This is a genomic window from Pseudomonas sp. FW215-R2, assembly GCF_058789255.1.
The window spans coordinates 34109-53899 of the sequence record NZ_JBYTBO010000002.1; the positions used below are offsets into that span (position 1 = coordinate 34109).

At 59.9% G+C, this 19791-nt stretch carries 17 protein-coding genes; 14 read left to right on the forward strand and 3 right to left on the reverse strand.

Annotated features, from left to right (window positions below; all coding sequences use genetic code 11):
• Positions 1-86: 86 nt before the first annotated feature.
• From AC3WRD_RS02700 to AC3WRD_RS02750, 11 genes are all read left to right on the forward strand, one after another.
• The gene (locus tag AC3WRD_RS02700; protein WP_102619790.1) at positions 87-2900 is read left to right on the forward strand and encodes an LPS-assembly protein LptD; all 2814 of its coding nucleotides are present in this window, start codon (positions 87-89) and stop codon (positions 2898-2900) included.
• Positions 2881-4197 (forward strand): peptidylprolyl isomerase SurA, encoded by a 1317-nt coding sequence (gene surA, locus AC3WRD_RS02705; RefSeq protein ID WP_146013067.1) that lies wholly within the window; start codon positions 2881-2883, stop codon positions 4195-4197. Before AC3WRD_RS02700 ends, surA begins: the two co-directional genes overlap by 20 nt.
• Positions 4194-5183 (forward strand): 4-hydroxythreonine-4-phosphate dehydrogenase PdxA, encoded by a 990-nt coding sequence (pdxA, locus tag AC3WRD_RS02710; RefSeq protein ID WP_102619789.1) that lies wholly within the window; start codon positions 4194-4196, stop codon positions 5181-5183. The genes surA and pdxA overlap by 4 nt, the downstream gene beginning before the upstream one ends.
• Positions 5180-5998: a 16S rRNA (adenine(1518)-N(6)/adenine(1519)-N(6))-dimethyltransferase RsmA gene (gene rsmA / locus AC3WRD_RS02715; RefSeq protein ID WP_096817896.1), complete on the forward strand. Its 819-nt coding sequence runs from the start codon at positions 5180-5182 to the stop codon at positions 5996-5998. The genes pdxA and rsmA overlap by 4 nt, the downstream gene beginning before the upstream one ends.
• Before the next feature lie 113 nt (positions 5999-6111).
• Positions 6112-6492: a Co2+/Mg2+ efflux protein ApaG gene (gene apaG / locus AC3WRD_RS02720; protein ID WP_096817894.1), complete on the forward strand. Its 381-nt coding sequence runs from the start codon at positions 6112-6114 to the stop codon at positions 6490-6492.
• The gene (locus tag AC3WRD_RS02725) at positions 6492-7373 is read left to right on the forward strand and encodes a symmetrical bis(5'-nucleosyl)-tetraphosphatase (RefSeq protein WP_102619788.1); all 882 of its coding nucleotides are present in this window, start codon (positions 6492-6494) and stop codon (positions 7371-7373) included. The genes apaG and AC3WRD_RS02725 overlap by 1 nt, the downstream gene beginning before the upstream one ends.
• A 33-nt stretch (positions 7374-7406) precedes the next feature.
• Complete coding sequence (glpE, locus tag AC3WRD_RS02730) at positions 7407-7736, forward strand: thiosulfate sulfurtransferase GlpE (protein ID WP_102619787.1); 330 nt, start codon at positions 7407-7409, stop codon at positions 7734-7736.
• Between the two features lie 297 nt (positions 7737-8033).
• Positions 8034-9956, forward strand: a complete 1923-nt coding sequence (locus AC3WRD_RS02735; protein ID WP_096817891.1) for a PrkA family serine protein kinase — start codon at positions 8034-8036, stop codon at positions 9954-9956.
• Between the two features lie 205 nt (positions 9957-10161).
• Positions 10162-11433, forward strand: a complete 1272-nt coding sequence (locus AC3WRD_RS02740; RefSeq protein WP_096817889.1) for a YeaH/YhbH family protein — start codon at positions 10162-10164, stop codon at positions 11431-11433.
• Positions 11430-12992, forward strand: a complete 1563-nt coding sequence (locus tag AC3WRD_RS02745; protein ID WP_096817887.1) for a SpoVR family protein — start codon at positions 11430-11432, stop codon at positions 12990-12992. Before AC3WRD_RS02740 ends, AC3WRD_RS02745 begins: the two co-directional genes overlap by 4 nt.
• 63 nt (positions 12993-13055) lie before the next feature.
• On the forward strand, positions 13056-14285 hold the full coding sequence (locus AC3WRD_RS02750; protein WP_102619786.1) for a multifunctional CCA addition/repair protein: 1230 nt from the start codon (positions 13056-13058) through the stop codon (positions 14283-14285).
• Between the two features lie 42 nt (positions 14286-14327).
• On the opposite strand, the gene folK is transcribed toward AC3WRD_RS02750, so the two are convergent.
• The gene (folK, locus tag AC3WRD_RS02755) at positions 14328-14849 is read right to left on the reverse strand and encodes a 2-amino-4-hydroxy-6-hydroxymethyldihydropteridine diphosphokinase (protein WP_096817884.1); all 522 of its coding nucleotides are present in this window, start codon (positions 14847-14849) and stop codon (positions 14328-14330) included.
• Positions 14840-15196: a dihydroneopterin aldolase gene (gene folB, locus AC3WRD_RS02760; protein ID WP_064599849.1), complete on the reverse strand. Its 357-nt coding sequence runs from the start codon at positions 15194-15196 to the stop codon at positions 14840-14842. The genes folK and folB overlap by 10 nt, the downstream gene beginning before the upstream one ends.
• Positions 15197-15270: 74 nt before the next feature.
• Between folB and plsY the strand changes: the two genes are divergently transcribed.
• Positions 15271-15840, forward strand: coding sequence for a glycerol-3-phosphate 1-O-acyltransferase PlsY (gene plsY / locus AC3WRD_RS02765; protein ID WP_096817882.1), 570 nt, complete (start codon positions 15271-15273; stop codon positions 15838-15840).
• 23 nt (positions 15841-15863) lie between these two features.
• Here plsY and tsaD read toward each other — a convergent pair whose 3' ends face one another.
• Positions 15864-16889 carry a tRNA (adenosine(37)-N6)-threonylcarbamoyltransferase complex transferase subunit TsaD gene (gene tsaD / locus AC3WRD_RS02770; protein WP_039768071.1) on the reverse strand — a complete coding sequence of 342 codons (1026 nt, stop codon included), beginning with the start codon at positions 16887-16889 and terminating at the stop codon, positions 15864-15866.
• Between the two features lie 199 nt (positions 16890-17088).
• Here tsaD and rpsU point away from each other — a divergent pair, with 199 nt between their 5' ends.
• Positions 17089-17304: a 30S ribosomal protein S21 gene (gene rpsU, locus AC3WRD_RS02775; RefSeq protein WP_002551877.1), complete on the forward strand. Its 216-nt coding sequence runs from the start codon at positions 17089-17091 to the stop codon at positions 17302-17304.
• Between the two features lie 481 nt (positions 17305-17785).
• Positions 17786-19753 (forward strand): DNA primase, encoded by a 1968-nt coding sequence (gene dnaG, locus AC3WRD_RS02780; protein WP_102619785.1) that lies wholly within the window; start codon positions 17786-17788, stop codon positions 19751-19753.
• Positions 19754-19791 lie beyond the last annotated feature (38 nt).

The following is a 19791-nucleotide window of genomic DNA, read 5'->3' on the forward strand; positions in this document are numbered from 1 at the left end:
TATTATCCAGCATCTTTTTCAGACCATCGAGAGGCGTGCGGCCCACACCGCGGGCAGATGGCACGCAGGAAGCCCGGACTAATAAGATGGCATTGAAATCCCCCGCGTTTCGTAAAAAATTTCCGTTGTTGGTAACCGGCAGTCTGCTGGCTATGCAACCTCTGGCCAGTTCATTCGTTGTCGCCGCCGAGCAGTATGACTGCGCCGTCTCGGCTACGGGCGGTTGGGCCTGTTCGCCAAAGACGTCGGCGGCTGCATTGCCACCGCGTCCGGTGCATGACGGCAGTGCTGTCAGCGCCACCGGCGAAACCCCGGCCGAGAACGGCAGCGTTTCGGACTCCGGTCCCAAACCCGTGCTGGTCACCGAGTCCAAGGGCCGCGGCCTGAAATCCCGTAGCGAAGACTACAGTCACCTCGACTGGGTTCCGCGCGAGAAGCTCACCGCCGCCCAACTGGCCGAGACAGGTCCTTACTGCTCTGGTTCCTATATCGAACCAATTCGTCCTGGCATGAATGACAAGACGAATAAAAGTGACGCTCCGACCTTCATCGGCGCGAAAGCCTCGCGCTATAACACCGAAGATCAGGTCGGCACGCTGGCCGGTGACGTGGTTCTGCGTCAGGGCAGCATGCAGGTCGAGTCCCAGGAAGCGAGCCTCTACCAGGCCGAAAGCCGCGCCGAACTCAAGGGCGACGTGCGCATCCGCGACAATGGCGCGCTGATCGTCGGCGACCACGCCGATGTGCAGCTCGACACCGGTGAAGCGAAAGTCGACAACGCCGAATACGTGATGCACAAGTCGCGCATCCGCGGTAACGCGCTGTACGCCAAGCGCGCCGAGAACGCGATCATCCGCTTGAAGGACGGCACGTACACCACGTGCGAACCGAACAGCAACGCCTGGCAGCTCAAGGGCAACAACATCACCCTGAACCCTGCCACCGGCTTCGGTACCGCGACCAACGTGACACTGCGGGTCAAGGACATTCCGATCCTGTACACCCCGTACATCTATTTCCCGATCGACGACCGTCGTCAGTCGGGCTTCCTGCCGCCGACCATCGGCACCGGCAGCGACACCGGCTTCACGCTGGTCACCCCGTACTACTTCAACCTGGCGCCGAACTACGATGCCACGTTGTACCCGCGCTACATGAGCAAGCGCGGCATGTTGGTGGAAGGCGAATTCCGTTACCTGACCAAATCCAGCGAAGGTCAGTTCGGCGCCGCGTACCTCAACGACGAAGACACCGATCGCAGCAAGCAGACCGATTACGAAAAAAATCGCTACATGTACAACTGGCAACACAAGGGTGGCCTGGACTCCCGCGTGTACACCCAGGTTGACTACACCAAGATCAGCGATCCGTACTACTTCCAGGACCTGACCACCGACCAGATCGGTGTGAAGAGCCAGGACTTCGTGAATCAGCAGGGTCTGGTTGCCTACCGTGGTGATAACTACACCGCCATCCTGAATGCTCAGCAATATCAGCTGGCAACCGTTTCGAACATCACACCTTACGGGCGCCTGCCGCAGATCACCTTCAATGGCAAACTGCCGTACCACCCGGAAGGCCTGAACTTCGATTACGAGACCGAACTCGTTCGCTTTGACCGCGATCTGAAAACCGGTGACTTCGTCAACGAAGACGGCACCGTCTCGCCACGCCTGGATACCAACGTGACCGGCCTGGCTCGTGCCAACGGCGATCGCCTGAATCTGAAGCCTGGCGTCAGCCTGCCGATGAACTGGACGTATGGTTTCCTCAAGCCATCGCTCAAGTACCAGTACACCCAGTACCAACTGGACCTGGACGGCCAGGGCAAAGACGACATCATTGTCCAGAAGGCATTCGCAGCAGCGAACGGCACCCGATACGTCAACGGTAATTTTGGCAGCAACCAGAGCCGTGGCGTGCCGATCGCCAGCATCGACAGCGGCCTGTACTTCGACCGCGACACGTCGTACTTCGGCAAGAACTACCGCCAGACCCTGGAACCGCGCTTGTTCTACCTCTATGTACCGGAGAAGGATCAGGAAGACATTCCAGTGTTCGACACCAGCGAATACACCTTCAACTATGCCTCGCTGTTCCGAGACAACCGCTTCTCCGGTTCCGACCGGGTCGGTGACGAGAACAAGCTTTCGTTGGGTGTGACCAGCCGCTGGATCGAAGACGACGGTTTCGAACGTCAACGCATCAGTGTCGGCCAGGCCTTGTACTTCAAGGATCGCGAAGTCCAACTGCCAGGTATCGATCCAAAGACCCGCGACGATGCGCATTCCAACGTTTCGCCTTATGCGCTGGAATACGAATACCGCTGGAACCGCGACTGGCGCACCACTGCCGACTACAACTGGGATCCGGACAGCCGCAGCCCACGTTCCGGCAGCGCGATGTTCCACTACCAGCCTGAAGACAACCCGAACAAGGTGGTCAACCTCGGTTATCGCTATCGCAACGACCAGGTTCGTTACGACCAGAACACCGGCAAATGGTCGGTGGGTGGTGGCGACTACGGCACCCCGGGCCAGCCTGGCTACGTGAAGGACTACTACAAGATCCAGCAGCATGACTTCTCGGTCATCTGGCCGATCGTTCCACAGTGGAGCGCAATCAGCCGCTGGCAGTACGACTACAACCGCAACCGTACACTGGAAGCCTTCGGTGGTTTCGAGTACGACAACTGCTGCTGGAAACTGCGCCTGATCAACCGTTACTGGGTTTCTTACGACGAGTTCAGTCAGGAAGCTCCGCAAAACGAAAAAGGCGACCACGGCGTCTTCCTACAAATTGTTCTGAAGGGACTCGGCGGCCTTACTGGCGCCAAGGTAGAGAGCTTCCTCGACAAAGGCATCCAAGGTTATCGTCAACGTGAAGACCAAGCTTTCTGATTGTCTGCGCCCGCTGATGCTGGGCGCGCTGTTCCTGGGTACCGCGGCCAACGCCGCGGTGCAGTCCATCGATAAAGTGGTGGCCATCGTCGACAACGACGTGGTCATGCAGAGCCAGCTGGATCAACGCGTCCACGAAGTTCAGCAAACCATCGCCAAGCGCGGTGGCGGCTTGCCGCCTCCGGGCGTACTGGATCAACAGGTGCTCGAGCGCCTGATCGTCGAAAACCTGCAACTGCAGATCGGCGAACGTTCCGGTATTCGCATCACCGATGAAGAACTGAACCAGGCTGTCGGCACTATTGCCCAGCGCAACAACATGACTGTCGATCAGTTCCGCGCAGCCCTGGCTCACGACGGCCTGAGTTACGAAGGCGCCCGTGAGCAGATCCGCAAGGAAATGGTCATCAGCCGCGTGCGTCAGCGCCGTGTTGCAGAACGCATTCAGGTATCGGAGCAGGAAGTGAAGAACTTCCTCGCCTCCGACCTGGGCAAGATGCAACTGTCCGAAGAGCTGCACCTGGCCAACATCCTGATCCCGACCCCGGAAAGCGCCAACTCTGAAGCAATTCAGAGCGCCGCACGTCAGGCGATGGAGGTTTACCAGCAACTCAAGCAAGGCGCTGATTTCGGTCAACTGGCCGTTGCCAAGTCCGGCAGCGACAACGCTCTGGAAGGCGGCGACATGGGCTGGCGTAAAGCTGCTCAACTGCCACCGCCGTTCGACCGCGAACTGAGCAGCATGTCGCCGGGTGAAATCACTCAGCCAGCACGCACTCCGGGTGGTTTCATCATCCTGAAGCTGCTGGAAAAACGCGGCGGCGAAAGCCAGATGCGCGACGAAGTGCATGTGCGCCATATCCTGGTCAAGCCAAGTCCGGTCCGTGACGAAGCGAAAACCAAGGAACTGGTTCAATCGCTGTATAACCGCATCTCGGCCGGCGAAGATTTTGCTGAACTGGCCAAGAAATACTCGGAAGACCCAGGCTCTGCCCTCAACGGCGGCGACCTGAACTGGATCGACCCGAACGCACTGGTACCGGAATTCCGCGCCGTGATGGCCAAGTCCCCGCAGGGTCAGCTGTCCAAGCCATTCCAGACCCAGTACGGCTGGCACGTTCTGGAAGTCCTTGGCCGTCGCGCCACTGACAGCACCGAACAGGCCCGTGAGCAGCAAGCCATGACCGTACTGCGTAACCGCAAATACGATGAAGAGCTGCAAACCTGGCTGCGTCAGATCCGTGACGAAGCGTACGTAGAGATCAAACTCCCTGGTGCAGACCAGGCAGCGCAGTGAAACCCAAGCGTTTCGCGCTGACACCCGGCGAACCAGCCGGCATCGGTCCCGACCTGTGCCTGCTGCTCGCCTCGCAAGCCCAGCCACATCCCCTGATTGCCATCACCAGCCGCGACCTGCTCCAAGAGCGGGCCGCGCAGCTGGGGCTGGCCGTCAGTCTGCTGCCTGTGTCGCCCGGTCAATGGCCGGACCTTCCGGCGCCGGCCAACAGCCTTTATGTCTGGGACACCCCGCTCAGCGCCCCCGTGGTTGCCGGGCAACTGGACAAGGCCAACGCCGCATTCGTTCTTGAAACCCTGACCCGCGCCGGCAATGGCTGCCTGAACGGCGATTTCGCCGGGATGATCACCGCCCCGGTGCACAAGGGCGTGATCAACGAATCGGGCATCGCTTTTTCCGGCCACACCGAATTCCTCGCCGACCTGACCCACACCGCCCAGGTCGTGATGATGCTCGCTACCCGCGGTTTGCGCGTGGCGCTGGTCACCACTCACCTGCCCCTGCGCGACATCGCCGATGCGATCACGCCGGAGCGACTGGAACGGGTCACGCGAATTCTGCACGCCGACCTGCAAGACAAATTCGGCATCGCCCAACCGCGCATCCTGGTCTGCGGACTCAACCCGCACGCCGGTGAAGGTGGACACCTGGGCCATGAAGAAATCGACATCATCGAACCCACATTGGAGCGCCTGCGCGGCGAGGGCATGGACCTTCGTGGCCCGCTGCCTGCCGACACTCTGTTTACCCCCAAATATCTGGAGCACTGCGACGCAGTGCTGGCGATGTACCACGACCAGGGCCTGCCCGTGCTCAAGTACAAAGGCTTCGGCGCAGCGGTCAACGTGACCCTGGGCCTGCCGATCATCCGCACCTCCGTCGACCACGGCACCGCCCTGGATCTGGCCGGTAGCGGCAAGATCGACACCGGCAGCCTGCAGGTCGCCCTGGAAACCGCCTACCAGATGGCCGAGACCCGTTTATGACCGAGCAATACCAACACAAGGCGCGCAAACGCTTTGGCCAGAACTTCCTGCACGATGCCGGCGTCATCGACCGCATTCTGCGCTCCATCAGCGCCAAGCCTGACGACCGGATGCTGGAAATCGGCCCGGGCCAGGGCGCATTGACCGCAGGCCTGCTGAACAGCGGTGCACAGCTCGACGTAGTGGAACTGGACAAGGACCTGATCCCGATCCTCAACCAGCAGTTCGCCGGCAAGAGCAACTTCAACCTGCATCAGGGCGATGCGCTGAAGTTCGACTTCAATACCCTGAACGCCGCACCGAACAGCCTGCGCGTGGTCGGCAACCTGCCGTACAACATCTCCACGCCGTTGATTTTTCACCTGCTGAACAACGCCGGCATCATCCGCGACATGCACTTCATGCTGCAGAAGGAAGTGGTTGAGCGTCTCGCCGCAGGTCCGGGTGGTGGTGACTGGGGCCGTCTGTCGATCATGGTTCAGTACCATTGCCGGGTCGAGCACCTGTTCAACGTCGGCCCGGGTGCTTTCAACCCGCCGCCGAAGGTCGACTCGGCCATCGTCCGCCTGGTGCCGCACGCGGTACTGCCGCACCCGGCCAAGGACCATCGCCTGCTGGAGCGCGTCGTGCGCGAAGCCTTCAACCAGCGTCGCAAGACCTTGCGCAACACCCTCAAGCAATTGCTGAGCAACGCTGAAATCGAGGCCGCCGGCGTCGATGGCAGTTTGCGTCCCGAGCAGCTTGATCTGGCGGCATTCGTACGCCTGGCCGACAAGCTCGCCGAACAGCCCGCACCAACACCCGCTGCCGACTGACAGGCAAGCATTGCGCTCGGGCAGGACACCGCTCTGGTCTCCTGCCCGATACTTGCCTAGACTCAACCCATCGGCGACACCCCGCGTTCCGCTTTGTCCTTAAGGCCTTTTGCATGTCTGATCCTCGTTATCAGGTCGATGTCAGTGTCGTAACTCACTATCTGGCAGACCAATCGCAACCCGAGCACGACCGCTTTGCCTTCGCCTACACCATCACCGTGCAGAACAATGGCGAGCAGCCAGCCCGACTGATCTCCCGGCATTGGGTGATCACCGATGGCGACGGTCATGTCGAAGAGGTGCGCGGCGCCGGCGTGGTGGGCCAACAGCCACTGATCGACGCGGGAAAAAGCCACACCTACAGCAGCGGCACGGTCATGACCACCAAGGTCGGCACCATGCAGGGCAGCTATGAAATGGTCGCCAGCGACGGCAAGCATTTCGACGCAATCATCAAACCCTTCCGCCTCGCCGTTCCCGGAGCCCTGCACTAATGGCGACGTATGCCGTCGGCGACCTGCAAGGCTGCCTCGAACCGCTCAAGTGCCTGCTCAAGCAGGTCGCGTTCGACCCGGCAGTGGATCGGTTGTGGCTGGTGGGTGACCTGGTCAACCGTGGCCCGCAATCGCTGGAAACCCTGCGTTTCCTTTATGGCATGCGTGAATCGCTGGTCTGCGTACTGGGCAACCACGACCTGCACCTGCTGGCGGCGGCGAAAAACATCGAGCGGATGAAGAAGTCCGACACGCTGCGCGAGATTCTCGCAGCGCCGGACTGCGCCGAACTGATGGAATGGCTGCGCCAGCAGAAGCTCATGCACTACGACGAGCAACGTGAAGTCGCCATGGTGCACGCCGGCATTGCACCGCAATGGTCGCTGCGCAAGGCTTTGAAGTACGCCGAAGAAGTCGAGACCGCCCTGCGCGACGACAACCTGTTCCCGGCCTTCCTTGATGGCATGTATGGCAACGAGCCGGCGAAGTGGGACAGCGAGCTCAAAGGCGTCACCCGCCTTCGGGTCATCACCAACTATTTCACGCGCATGCGTTTCTGCACCGCCGAGGGCAAGCTCGACCTCAAGAGCAAGGAAGGCCTCGACACCGCGCCACCGGGCTACAAGCCCTGGTTCCAGCACAAGGAGCGCAAGACCCGTGGCCTGCGAATCATTTTCGGCCACTGGGCGGCGCTGGAAGGCAATGTCCATGAACCCGGCATTTCAGCCCTCGACACCGGTTGCGTGTGGGGCGGCAGCCTGACCCTGATGAACGTCGACAGCTTTGAACGGCTGTCATGCAAATGCGACGAACACGGCGGCGTCCTGCCCCCGGTCGCACCATTGATCACCGAATCCTCGCCAGTCAGCGCTGCGCGTTAGACTGCGTTTTCAGCCGAGCCACAGGAACCCGCCATGAGCGAATTCAAACGTATCCCCCCGGAACAGGCCCAGGCCCTGCGCGAGCAAGGTGCCGTGGTGGTCGACGTCCGTGACCCAGCCACATTCGCGGCGCTGCACATCAGCGGCTCGAAGCATCTGGACAATCATTCCCTGCACGCCTTCATCCAGGGGGCCGACCTCGATGCTCCGACCGTCGTGGTCTGCTATCACGGCAACTCGAGCCAGGGTGCCGCGGCGTATCTCGTGAGCCAGGGCTTCTCCGACGTCTACAGCATGGACGGTGGCTTCGAGCTGTGGCGTACGACTTTTCCTTCGGAAACCGCGCAAGGCATCTCCGAATAATTTTTTTGTAACGTGCAAGCCCCGGCTCCCGTGGGCTCGCGCGGTGGCAGACGAACGGTCTGCCACAACTAATTACGTATCTCGCCTTTACCTCCTGAATTCCCAACTATCCTTAAGCCCAGGCCATCCAAAACAGGGGAGAGCCGGTACACCGGCGCACGGGTCATCGGGAGTGACTTTCGCGGTTGTCGATCGCGGAGGGGTTCTGGGGGGTAAACAACAGCTGCCTTAGCGGCTGCTTGCCAGCATCGACTGAGTGATCCGGCGTCGGCTCCACGTATCGAGCGAGGTGACGTCATGAGTATCTTTAGCCACTTCCAACAACGCTTCGAGTCCACACGCCAGGAAGAACTCTCGCTGCAAGAGTACCTGGAGCTGTGCAAGAAAGACCGTAGCGCCTACGCTTCCGCTGCCGAACGTCTGTTAATGGCCATCGGCGAACCGGAGCTGCTCGACACCTCGACCAACTCGAGGCTGTCGCGAATTTTCTCGAACAAGGTGATCCGCCGCTATCCGGCCTTTGAAGACTTCCACGGGATGGAAGAATGCATCGACCAGATCGTGTCGTATTTCCGCCATGCCGCCCAGGGCCTCGAGGAGAAGAAACAGATCCTCTACCTGCTCGGCCCCGTCGGTGGTGGTAAATCCTCCCTGGCCGAGAAGCTGAAACAGCTCATGGAAAGAGTGCCTTTCTATGCCATCAAGGGTTCACCGGTTTTCGAATCTCCCCTGGGTCTGTTCAACGCCACCGAAGATGGCGCGATCCTCGAAGAAGACTTCGGCATTCCCCGGCGCTACCTGAACACCATCATGTCGCCATGGGCGACCAAGCGCCTGGCCGAATTCGGCGGCGACATCAGCCAGTTCCGCGTGGTCAAGCTCTACCCGTCGATCCTCAACCAGATCGCCGTGGCCAAGACCGAACCCGGTGACGAGAACAACCAGGACATCTCGGCGCTGGTCGGCAAGGTCGACATCCGCAAACTCGAGGAATATCCGCAGAACGACGCCGATGCCTACAGCTACTCGGGCGCGCTGTGCCGGGCCAACCAGGGTCTGATGGAATTCGTCGAAATGTTCAAGGCACCGATCAAGGTGCTTCACCCGTTGCTGACCGCCACTCAGGAAGGCAACTACAACAGTACCGAAGGCCTCGGCGCGATTCCGTTCACCGGGATCCTGCTGGCCCACTCCAACGAATCGGAGTGGCACACCTTCCGCAACAACAAGAACAACGAAGCCTTCATCGACCGGATCTACATCGTCAAAGTGCCGTACTGCCTGCGGGTCAGCGACGAAGTGAAGATCTACGACAAACTGCTGTTCAACAGTTCCCTGGCCAAGGCCCATTGCGCTCCGGACACCCTCAAGATGCTGGCGCAGTTCACCGTGCTGTCACGCTTGAAGGAGCCGGAAAACTCCAACATCTACTCCAAGATGCGGGTGTACGACGGCGAAAATCTCAAGGACACCGATCCGAAGGCCAAGTCGATCCAGGAATATCGCGACTCGGCGGGCGTCGACGAAGGCATGAACGGTCTGTCGACCCGGTTCGCGTTCAAGATCCTGTCCAAGGTCTTCAACTTCGACCCGCATGAAATCGCCGCCAACCCGGTGCACCTGCTCTATGTGCTGGAACAGCAGATTGAACAGGAACAGTTCCAGGCCGAAACCCGCGAGCGCTATCTGCGCTACCTGAAGGAATACCTGGCGCCGCGTTATATCGAATTCATCGGCAAGGAAATCCAGACCGCCTACCTCGAGTCTTACAGCGAGTACGGCCAGAACATCTTCGACCGCTACGTGCTGTATGCGGACTTCTGGATTCAGGATCAGGAATACCGCGATCCGGAAACCGGCGAGATCCTCAACCGCGTCGCCCTCAACGAGGAACTGGAAAAAATCGAGAAACCGGCCGGCATCAGCAATCCGAAGGATTTCCGCAACGAAATCGTCAACTTCGTACTGCGCGCCCGGGCCAACAACAACGGCAAGAACCCGACCTGGCTCAGCTACGAAAAACTGCGGGTGGTCATCGAGAAGAAAATGTTCTCGAACACCGAGGATCTGCTGCCGGTCATCAGCTTCAATGCCAAGGCCAGCAAAGAGGATCAGCAGAAACACAACGACTTCGTTACACGAATGGTCGAACGCGGCTACACCGACAAACAGGTACGACTGCTCTCCGAGTGGTATCTGCGGGTCAGAAAATCACAGTAAACCGCGGCCGGTCAGACCGGTTGTCGTCAGCCCGAGGCTTGTGTACGCATTTTCTGCTACACAAGCCTCTGGAAGGTGTTCGAAAGGCGGTAGCGAGGTTCAGGCAGCACCCAAAGCGCTTGGGGGAGCGTGTGCGTCCCTTGGCATTCGGTTCAACGCTGCATGACCGCTCGCCCCTTTGCAGGACAGCTTCTAAGGAGCAGTCATGAGCTATGTGATCGACCGACGTCTCAATGGCAAGAACAAGAGCACGGTGAACCGTCAGCGCTTCCTGCGGCGTTACCGTGACCACATCAAGAAGGCTGTCGAAGAGGCGGTCAGCCGGCGCTCCATCACCGACATGGAGCACGGCGAGCAAATCAGTATTCCCGGTCGCGACATCGACGAACCGGTGCTTCACCACGGCCGTGGCGGCAAGCAGACCGTGGTTCACCCCGGCAACAAGGAATTCACCGCAGGCGAACACATCGCCCGCCCACCGGGAGGCGGCGGCGGTCGCGGACCGGGCAAGGCCGGCAACTCCGGCGAAGGCATGGATGAATTCGTCTTCCAGATCACCCAGGAAGAATTCCTCGAATTCATGTTCGAGGACCTCGAACTGCCGAACCTGGTCAAACGCAACCTGAGCGGCACCGATACCTTCAAGACGGTCCGCGCCGGGATCAGCAACGAGGGCAACCCGTCCCGGATCAACATCATTCGCACACTGCGCTCGGCCCACGCCCGGCGAATCGCGCTGTCCGGCAGCAGCCGCGCCAAACTGCGCGAAGCCAAGGAAGAACTGGCCCGCCTGAAACGCGAAGAACCGGACAACTTCGGCGATATCCAGAATCTCGAAGCCGAAATCGAAAAACTCAGCGCGCGTATCCACCGTGTGCCGTTCCTCGACACCTTCGACCTCAAGTACAACCTGCTGATCAAGCAGCCGAACCCTAGCTCCAAAGCTGTAATGTTCTGCCTGATGGACGTTTCCGGCTCCATGACCCAGGCGACCAAGGACATCGCCAAACGCTTCTTCATCCTGCTGTACCTGTTCCTGAAGCGGAACTACGACAAGATCGACGTCGTGTTCATCCGCCACCACACCAGCGCACGGGAAGTGGACGAAGAAGAGTTTTTCTATTCGAGGGAAACCGGCGGCACCATCGTTTCCAGCGCACTGAAACTGATGCAGGAGATCATGGCCGAGCGCTACCCGAGCAACGAATGGAACATCTACGCCGCACAGGCTTCCGACGGCGACAACTGGAACGACGACTCGCCGATCTGCCGCGACATCCTGATCAATCAGATCATGCCGTTTGTGCAGTACTACACTTACGTAGAGATCACCCCGCGCGAACATCAGGCCCTGTGGTACGAGTACGAACGCATCGCCGAAGCCTTTTCTGACACTTTTGCCCAGCAGCAGCTGGTCTCGGCCGGAGATATCTATCCGGTCTTCCGTGAACTCTTCCAGCGCAGGTTAGTGACATGACCGCCAAAGAGCAGAAGCGCCAACCCATTTCCACCGGCTCCGAATGGACATTCGAGCTGATCCAGACCTACGACCGCGAAATTGCCCGGATCGCGGCCGGGTACGCCCTGGACACCTATCCCAACCAGATTGAAGTGATCACCGCCGAACAGATGATGGACGCCTACGCTTCGGTCGGCATGCCGCTGGGCTATCACCACTGGTCCTACGGCAAACACTTCCTCAGCACCGAGAAATCCTACAGCCGCGGGCAGATGGGGCTGGCCTACGAGATCGTGATCAACTCCGACCCGTGCATCGCCTACCTGATGGAGGAAAACACCATCTGCATGCAGGCGCTGGTGGTGGCCCATGCCTGCTACGGCCACAACAGCTTCTTCAAGGGCAACTACCTGTTCCGCACCTGGACCGATGCCAGCTCGATCATCGATTACCTGGTGTTCGCCAAGCAGTACATCATGCAATGCGAGGAGCGCCATGGCATCGACGCGGTCGAGGACCTGCTCGACTCCTGCCATGCCTTGATGAACTACGGCGTCGACCGCTACAAACGTCCGTACCCGATTTCCGCCGAGGAAGAGCGACGCCGGCAGAAGGATCGCGAAGAGCATCTGCAGAAGCAGATCAACGACCTGTGGCGAACCATCCCCAAGGGCGCGGACAAATACAGCGACAAGGACAATGCACGCTTCCCGGCAGAGCCACAGGAAAACATCCTGTATTTCATCGAGAAACACGCGCCATTGCTGGAACCCTGGCAGCGGGAGATCGTGCGGATCGTGCGCAAGATCGCCCAGTATTTCTATCCACAGCGCCAGACCCAGGTGATGAACGAGGGCTGGGCAACCTTCTGGCACTACACGTTGATGAACGACCTGTACGACGAGGGTCTGGTCACCGACGGCTTCATGATGGAGTTCCTCACGTCTCACACCAGCGTGGTGTTCCAGCCAGGTTTCGACAGTCCCTACTACAACGGCATCAACCCTTACGCACTGGGTTTTGCCATGTACCGCGACATCCGGCGCATGTGCGAAGAACCAACGGAAGAAGACCGTCGCTGGTTCCCGGAAATCGCCGGCACCGACTGGCTGTCGACCATCAAGTTCGCCATGAGCAGCTTCAAGGACGAGAGTTTCATCCTGCAGTACCTGTCACCCAAGGTGATCCGCGACCTGAAACTGTTCAGCATCCTCGATGACGACCAGAAGGACGATCTGCTGGTGCCCGCCATTCATGACGAGGGCGGCTACCGGATCATCCGAGAGACCCTGGCCGCGCAGTACAACCTCGGCAACCGTGAACCGAACGTGCAGATCTACAGCATCGACCGGCGCGGCGACCGCTCACTGACCCTGCGTCACCAGCAGCACGACCGAAAACCGCTGGGCGACTCCACCGAAGAGGTACTCAAGCACCTGCACCGGTTGTGGGGTTTCGACATTCATCTGGAAACCCTGCAGGGCGACCAGATCATGAAAACCCACCATGTACCGCCACGCAGCGAACACGGCGAGGGGGATTACGGCCGGCTCGATCTGGCCGTCATTCATCTTTGATCCCGTTCTGGCCTCCGAAAGTCCGGCGCAAGGGTTATCCTGTCGGGCCAACGGAGGTTTTTTATGCAGATTTACAAGGTCGGCGGCGCAGTACGTGATCGCCTGCTGGGCAAACCGGTCACCGAGATCGATTGGGTGGTGGTCGGCGCCACCGCAGAAGAAATGCTCGCCCAAGGGTTTCGCCCGGTAGGCGCGGATTTCCCTGTGTTTATTCACCCGAAAAGCGGCGAGGAGTACGCCCTCGCCCGCACCGAGCGCAAGAGCGGTCGCGGTTATGGCGGATTCACCTTTCACGCCAGCCCCGAGGTCACGCTCGAAGAAGACCTGATCCGTCGCGACCTCACGATCAACGCCATGGCCGAGGACGATCAGCAAAACCTGACCGATCCCTATCACGGCCAGCGCGATCTCGACGATCGAATCCTGCGTCACGTTTCCCCCGCGTTCGCCGAAGATCCCCTGCGAGTCTTGCGTGTTGCCCGCTTTGCAGCTCGTTACGCGGAACTCGGCTTCAAGGTGGCGCCCGAGACGCTGGAACTGATGCGCGAGCTCAGCGAATCCGGCGAGCTGGAGGCTCTGACCGCCGAACGCAGCTGGAAAGAGATTTCCCGCGCACTGATGGAAAATCAGCCGCAGGTGTTCATTCAGGTATTGCGCGATTGCGGCGCTCTGAAAGTGCTGATGCCGGAAGTCGATGCATTGTTCGGCGTACCGCAACCGGAAGCCCATCACCCGGAAATCGACAGCGGCATTCATACGCTGAGCGTGCTTGAGCAAGCCGCCCTGCACCAGCAACCGCTGACGGTGCGCTGGGCTTGCCTGCTGCACGACCTCGGCAAAGGTCTGACGCCTGAAGAGGAATGGCCGCGGCATATCGCCCATGAGCACAAAGGCCTGAAGCTGATCAAAGCCGTCAACGAGCGCTTCAAGGCACCGAAGGATTGTCAGGAACTGGCCTTGCTGGTCGGCCAGTACCACACCCACGGTCATCGCGCCCTGGAACTGAAGGCGTCGACCTTGCTGGAATTGCTGCAGAGCTTTGATGTTTATCGCCGACCGCAGCGTTTCGAAGAATTTATCGTCGCGTGCGAGATGGATGCACGAGGCCGCAAAGGACTTGAGCAACGCAGTTATCCACAGGCGGATTACCTGCGCGGCGCAGCCAGCGCTGCTCGGGGCGTTGCGGCTCAGCCGCTGCTGGAGAAGGGCTTCCAGGGCCCCGAACTGGGCGAAGCGCTCAAGCGCGAACGGCTCAAGGCGTTGAAGGCTTACAAGGAATCAGCGTCTTCCTGAGAACATCTGGAGCCATCGCGAGACTGCTCGCGATGGCTCCAGTCAGTTCAACAGATCTGAAGGCGTGAGCTGAATACCGCGCCATTCAAATCCGACCGGGGCCAACACCTGATCGATCTGCGCCTCGGCCCACAACGTGGCAAAACTTTTCCCCACGCCCGGATGTACCCGATCCGGCGCAATCAGCGACAGCGGCCACAGCACAAAGGCATTTTTCAGAATTTCGGCCCGGGGCAGGATCAGCCCGTCGAAATTGCCTGCCAGCTCGCCGTACAGCAAGACGTCGATATCCAGCGGCAGCCCCTTGCGATCCGGGGCATAACGACCGTTATCCGCCTCGATGAATTTCAGCCGACGATCCAGCTCCATCAACGGCAGATCGGTAAACGCCGAGACCACGAAGTTGTAGAAAGGCCCACTCTTGATCCCCACCGGCTGGCTTTCGAACACCGCCGAACAGCGGATATCCACCAGAAAACCGGCCAGGGCATCCAGACCGGCGCGCAAATGGGTTTCGCGCTCGATATTGCTACCGAGCCCGAGATAGACCTGAGTCAGCGACATCCGCGCTCGATCTCCACGCCCACACCACCCTTGGCAGCCGGGACCGCGCCAGGCTTGGTCAGCTTCAGACGCACCCAGGTAATCTTGAATTCGCTCATCAGCACTTCGACCAGACGCTCGGCGAAGGTCTCGACCAGTTGATACTGGGATTGCTCGGCAAAGGCCTGGATCCGCGTGGAAACACTGGCGTAATCGAGTGCCAGGGTCAGGTCGTCACCGGCTGCAGCCGGGCGATTGTCCCAGGCGAAGCTCAGATCAAGGCGCAGGCACTGTCGGATGCCGCGCTCCCAGTCGTAGGCACCGATCACGGTGTCGACTTCCAGGCCCTCGATAAACACTCTGTCCAAGCACTTTTCTCCGCTGCACGACAAGGGCGCAATGCGCCGTTAGAATCAGGGCGTCCTCGCCCGGAATAGTTAGCATGTTTTGGTTACTGGCGATCCTCGCCTACCTGCTCGGCTCGCTGTCCTTCGCCATTTTGCTCAGCCGCCTGACCGGAAATCCGGATCCGCGAATGAGTGGCTCGGGTAATGCCGGTGCCACCAACATGCTGCGCCTGGCCGGTCGCAAACTCGCGATCCTGACCCTGCTGGGTGATCTGTGCAAAGGCCTGCTGCCGGTGCTGATCGCTTCGGCAGCGGGCCTTCCACTACAGGATCAGGCCTGGATCGGCGTCTGCGCCGTGATCGGTCACCTGTTCCCGCTGTACTTCCGTTTCCGCGGCGGCAAGGGCGTTGCCACGGCGGCCGGCATGCTGCTGGGCCTGTATCCGCCTGCCGCGCTGCTGGCCGTGTGCGCCTGGCTGCTGACGTTCTATCTGACCCGCACCAGCTCGCTGGCAGCGCTGATCGCCACGCCCCTGACCCTGCCATTACTGGCCTGGCAGGAACCGGAGGCGCTGCTGCCGATGAGCACGCTGACGCTGCTGATCGTCTGGCGTCACCGGGGCAATCTACGCGACCTGTTTGCCGGGCGCGAACGGCATTTTTAAATACCGCACGTGAGCGCCGCTCATCACAGCGCCGACAACTGCTCCATCGGCCAGCGCGCCTGCACGCTGATCGCCAGGCTTTCCTGCTGGCCAGCCTGCAAACGCTGGCAACCGGCAAACGCAATCATTGCGCCATTGTCGGTGCAGAATTCTGGACGGGCATAGAACACATCGCCCTTCATGTCGCCGAGCATTTTCTCCAGCGATACACGCAACGCCTTGTTGGCGCTGACGCCGCCAGCGATCACCAGACGCTTCATGCCGGCCTGCTTCAACGCACGCTTGCACTTGATGGTCAAAGTCTCCACCACGGCCTGCTGGAACGCCAGCGCGATGTCGCAACGGGCTTGCTCGCTGTCGTCCCCGGCGCTGACGCACTGCTGCCAGGTATTGAGGGCAAAGGTCTTCAAGCCACTGAAGCTGAAATCAAGGCCTGGGCGATCGCACATCGGACGCGGGAAAGTGAAACGTCCTGCGACGCCCTTCTCCGCCAATTTGGCGATTTCCGGGCCGCCCGGGTAGTTGAGGCCCATCATCTTCGCGGTCTTGTCGAACGCTTCGCCTGCGGCGTCATCAAGGGTTTCGCCCAGCAGGCTGTATTGGCCGATGCCATCGACCTGAACCAGCTGCGTATGACCACCGGAGACCAACAAAGCGACGAACGGAAATTCCGGCGGCTTTGGCTCCAGCATCGGCGCCAGCAAGTGGCCCTCCATGTGGTGCACACCGAGGGCCGGAATGCCCCAGGCAAACGCCAGCGCCTGAGCGCACGAAGCACCGACCAGCAAAGCACCGACCAGGCCAGGACCCGCGGTGTAGGCGATGGCGTCGATCTCGGTCGGCACGCAGTCGGCCTCGGCCAACACCTGACGGATCAAGGGCAGCATGCGCTTGACGTGATCGCGCGAGGCCAGCTCCGGCACCACACCGCCGTAGACGCGATGCAGGTCGATCTGACTGAACAATGCGTCGGCCAGCAGACCGCGTTCACTGTCGTATAAAGCGACGCCGGTTTCGTCGCAGGAAGTTTCTAATCCCAGTACTAGCATGGGTTTGCGCCTTGTTTAGGCTGAATTCGAAGGCGCGCATAATAGTCGCCACTGGATGCCCCGACCAGCGGTTTTCGATCAGAGGCTTTGCATTCCGAGCGTTGAGGGGTTAACATCCGCAACCCTTAAAAACCGACGTCTTCAAGTGCTCTTTTGCCGCGAGGATGTTGACCCCGGTAATGAATGAAGGTAGCTCTGGATGCCAGCCGTCAAAGTTAAAGAGAACGAACCCTTCGACGTAGCTCTGCGTCGTTTCAAGCGCTCCTGCGAAAAAGCCGGTGTACTGGCTGAAGTTCGTAGCCGCGAATTTTACGAGAAGCCAACTTCTGAGCGTAAGCGCAAGGCAGCAGCCGCTGTTAAGCGTCACGCCAAGAAAGTTCAGCGCGAACAGCGCCGCGCCGTTCGTCTGTACTAATACACAGACGATCGTAGCAAGCTTCTGCCAAGCCCGGCCCTCAGCCGGGCTTATGGCATTTGCGTAAAACGCTTGATGCTTCACCGTCGAAGCCGCACACGCGACCGAGACAAATCCGCTTCACCGCGTCAGGCCTGGCTCTTTTGCCAGCGGTGCACGTCTTTTCTGACGAGCCTTTCAAGGCTACTGACGAGCACACCCACTGATTCCTCTTACGACGATCAGCCCAAGGCACCTGCTTGCGTGCCCGTTTCATGAGCTATCCGAGGCCAGCATACCGGCCGTCAGCGGATTCAGCGCAACACTTTCAAATAGTCGAAGACTGATGAGTACTAACGTCAGTGAATTTTCGGCAGATACACTTCCCGACAGCGATTACGTCAACGACACTGGTCGAGCCGCACTTTATCTTGCGCGCCTCACACCATGATCGTCCGGCCGCCCTTCGCATCGGACCCATTACAGCGCAGACGAGAACGCCATGGCCGGGCTGATTCCCCAGAGCTTCATTGACGACCTGCTGAACCGCACCGACATCGTCGACGTGGTCAGCTCGCGCGTGCAACTGAAGAAGGCCGGCAAAAACTACACCGCCTGTTGCCCGTTTCATAAAGAGAAGACCCCGTCGTTCAGCGTGAGCCCCGACAAGCAGTTCTATTACTGCTTCGGCTGCGGCGCTGGCGGCAACGCGCTTGGTTTTCTCATGGATCACGACAACCTGGACTTTCCCCAGGCCGTCGAGGATCTGGCCAAGGCGGCGGGCATGGAAATCCCGCGCGAAGAAGGTGGCCGCTCGCACAAACCGCGACAGCCGACCGATTCGCCGCTTTATCCGCTGCTGACCGCCGCCGCCGATTTTTACCGGCAGGCGCTCAAGAGCCACCCGGCACGCAAGGCTGCCGTGGACTACCTAAAAGGTCGCGGCCTGACCGGCGAGATTGCCCGAGACTTCGGCCTCGGCTTTGCCCCACCGGGCTGGGACAACCTGTTCAAGCACCTGAGCAGCGACACTCTGCAGCAGAAAGCCATGATCGACGCCGGCCTGCTGATCGAGAACGCCGAAACCGGCAAACGCTATGATCGCTTCCGTGATCGTGTGATGTTCCCGATCCGCGATACCCGCGGGCGCATCATTGCCTTCGGTGGCCGAGTTCTCGGCGACGACAAACCAAAATACCTGAACTCGCCGGAAACCCCGGTATTCCATAAAGGCCAGGAACTCTACGGCCTTTATGAAGCACGCAAGAACAACCGCAACCTCGACGAAATCATCGTCGTCGAGGGCTACATGGACGTCATCGCCCTGGCCCAGCAAGGCCTGCGCAATGCCGTCGCGACGCTGGGCACGGCCACCAGTGAAGAACACCTGAAACGTCTTTTTCGCGTCGTGCCGAACGTATTGTTCTGTTTTGACGGCGACCAGGCTGGCCGCAACGCCGCCTGGCGCGCGCTGGAAGCTACACTGAGCAGCCTGCAGGACGGTCGCCGCGCGCGCTTCCTGTTTCTGCCTGAAGGCGAAGACCCGGACACCTTGATCCGAGCCGAAGGCACCGACGCCTTCCGGGCGCGAATCAACCAGCACGCACAACCGCTGGCGGACTACTTCTTCCAGCAACTGACCGAAGAGGCCGACCCTCGCTCGCTCGAAGGCAAGGCGCACCTGGCCACCCTTGCCGCGCCGCTGATCGACAAGGTGCCGGGGGCCAACCTGCGCATCCTGATGCGTCAGCGCCTGACCGAAATCACCGGTCTGAGCAGCGAGACCGTCAGTCAATTGGCCCAGAGCGCACCACAGGAAGCGCCGCCCGCCTACGATCCAGGCATCGATTACGACGCAATACCGGACTACAGCGACTACCATCAGCCGCAGGCACAGGACATGTATGTGCCGCAGCAGGAATGGACGCCGAAGAAATCCGGCGCCGGCGGCAAGAAATGGGACAAGAAACCCTGGGACAAAAATGGCAAACGTGGTGGTGATCGCGATCAACCGCGTGCCCCACGGATACCGGCCGCCGTCGAAACACCGATCATGGCCGCCCTGCGAACCGTGATCCACCACCCGCAGCTGGCCCTGAAAGTCGAGACCGCCGGTCACTTCGCGGACGAAGACAATACCAACACCCAGCTTCTGGTGGCCTCGCTTGAGGCCGTACAAAAGAATCCTCAGCTAAACTCTTTTCAGTTGATCTCGCGATGGCACGGCACCGAGCAGGGTCGATTGCTGACCCGCCTGGCAGAAAAGGAATGGCTGATCAACGGAGAAAACCTTGAACAACAGTTTTTCGACACCATAACTAGCTTGTCCGCCCGCCAGCGCGAGCGAAAGCTGGAACAACTTTCCAGGAAATCACGTCAAAGCGATTTGAGCGCCGAAGAAAAATCTTTGCTGCTCGAGTTGCTTAAACGGGATGTTCCTGCATCAAACCCGACCTCAACTGGCGCGTGAGGTCATAGCTCAGGTATAATCCTCGGCTTGTTTTTTGC

Bases quoted from the DNA above. Each gene is read 5' to 3' on its own strand.
- tsaD (WP_039768071.1), bottom strand. From the start codon at position 16,889: ATGCTAGTACTGGGATTAGAAACTTCCTGCGACGAAACCGGCGTCGCT.
- AC3WRD_RS02735 (WP_096817891.1), top strand. From the start codon at position 8,034: ATGAGTATCTTTAGCCACTTCCAACAACGCTTCGAGTCCACACGCCAG.
- AC3WRD_RS02700 (WP_102619790.1), top strand. From the start codon at position 87: ATGGCATTGAAATCCCCCGCGTTTCGTAAAAAATTTCCGTTGTTGGTA.
- glpE (WP_102619787.1), top strand. From the start codon at position 7,407: ATGAGCGAATTCAAACGTATCCCCCCGGAACAGGCCCAGGCCCTGCGC.
- plsY (WP_096817882.1), top strand. From the start codon at position 15,271: ATGTTTTGGTTACTGGCGATCCTCGCCTACCTGCTCGGCTCGCTGTCC.
- rpsU (WP_002551877.1), top strand. From the start codon at position 17,089: ATGCCAGCCGTCAAAGTTAAAGAGAACGAACCCTTCGACGTAGCTCTG.
- AC3WRD_RS02725 (WP_102619788.1), top strand. From the start codon at position 6,492: ATGGCGACGTATGCCGTCGGCGACCTGCAAGGCTGCCTCGAACCGCTC.
- AC3WRD_RS02750 (WP_102619786.1), top strand. From the start codon at position 13,056: ATGCAGATTTACAAGGTCGGCGGCGCAGTACGTGATCGCCTGCTGGGC.
- AC3WRD_RS02745 (WP_096817887.1), top strand. From the start codon at position 11,430: ATGACCGCCAAAGAGCAGAAGCGCCAACCCATTTCCACCGGCTCCGAA.
- rsmA (WP_096817896.1), top strand. From the start codon at position 5,180: ATGACCGAGCAATACCAACACAAGGCGCGCAAACGCTTTGGCCAGAAC.
- AC3WRD_RS02740 (WP_096817889.1), top strand. From the start codon at position 10,162: ATGAGCTATGTGATCGACCGACGTCTCAATGGCAAGAACAAGAGCACG.
- dnaG (WP_102619785.1), top strand. From the start codon at position 17,786: ATGGCCGGGCTGATTCCCCAGAGCTTCATTGACGACCTGCTGAACCGC.
- apaG (WP_096817894.1), top strand. From the start codon at position 6,112: ATGTCTGATCCTCGTTATCAGGTCGATGTCAGTGTCGTAACTCACTAT.
- folK (WP_096817884.1), bottom strand. From the start codon at position 14,849: ATGTCGCTGACTCAGGTCTATCTCGGGCTCGGTAGCAATATCGAGCGC.